We start from the raw sequence: 1,149 nt of genomic DNA, 5'->3' as shown, positions 1-1,149 counted from the left end.
GGGGGACTCGGGCGGGGCGGCCGTCACCGTCGCCTCGGAGGCCGGCTCGCGCGGGCCTCCGCTCAGCGCATCCGCGGCTTCGTCCAGCAACTGCCCCAGGTGTTCGCGGGTGAGCCCGCGAAAGGCGCGCACCGTCGCCGTCAGCGGCTCCTCCCGAGCAATGTGGCGGAGGAGGTCGACGAGCGAAGGGGGCGGCATGGGGTGAGGCGACCTTCGAGCGGCCCGCCGCTACTTCTCGACGGAGTCCTGCAGCGCTTCGATGGCGAAGATGATGCGGTTGCACGAGGGGCACACGTCGGTGCCCAGCGAGGTGCGCAGCATGTTGTACATCTGCGGGGGCAGGTTCATGTTGCAGCCCTGGCAGGTGCCGGCCACCACGCCCACCATCGCGGGCAGCTTCTTCTTGCGGATGACCTCGTAGCGGCGCAGCAGGTTGCTGTCCACCTTCGAGGCCACGGCCTCGCGGCGGCCCTCCAGGTCCTTCACCTGGGAATCGGACTCGCCCAGCTTCCCGCGCAGCTCCGTCATGCGGCCCGACAGGCCCTGCAGCTTGGTGGCGTACTCCGCCTCCTTGCCCTTGATGGCCTCGCGCGCCATCCCCAGCTCCTTGACCTTCTCCGTCAGGGCTTCGGACTGGGTGAGGATGCCCTTCTTCGCGATATCGATCTCGCGAGCGAGCGCCGAGTACTCACGGGTGGAGCGCTGGTCGGACAGGCGCGCTTCCCACTTCTTCACCTTGTCCTTCTCGTCCGTGATGTTCTGTTCGAGCAGGGCCTTCTGCTTCTCCAGGTCGGCCACGCGTGTGCGCTCGGCTTCGATGCCGTTGCGCGCGACCCCCAGCTCCCGCTCCAGCTCGGAAATCTGGCGGGGATGCACGTCCGCTGCCTTCCGGAGCGAGGCGACCTCGAGGTCCACCTTCTGCAGCTCCGCCAGGGCCTTCAGTTTCTCCCGCAAATTTGCTGCCTCCCAACACGGCCGCACCGACGCGCGGCGCGACTCTTGTACCAACAAGGGTGCTGGTGATCCAACGCCCAAATGGGCGACCGTCCATCCCTGCGCTTCCGGCCCGCCCCTCCAGCGTTTGAATCCGCTTCACGCACCCGTTAGACGGGGCACGTGTTCCCACCACCCCCAAGACGCCTCCTGGCC

General features: G+C 68.0%; 1 protein-coding gene and 1 pseudogene. Both read right to left on the bottom strand.

Annotated elements, in window-relative coordinates:
- A pseudogene (locus tag D7V97_RS43190) lies at positions 1-198 on the bottom strand (DUF3634 family protein); the annotation flags it as partial.
- Positions 199-228: 30 nt separating this feature from the next.
- Positions 229-954, bottom strand: coding sequence for a zinc ribbon domain-containing protein (locus D7V97_RS43185; protein WP_120616285.1), 726 nt, complete (start codon positions 952-954; stop codon positions 229-231).
- Positions 955-1,149: the final 195 nt, after the last annotated feature.

This window comes from Corallococcus sp. CA053C (genome assembly GCF_003611675.1).
GTDB lineage: Bacteria > Myxococcota > Myxococcia > Myxococcales > Myxococcaceae > Corallococcus.
Note: the sequence above shows the minus strand (reverse complement) of the source record. Positions and strands in the feature narration are given on the sequence as shown.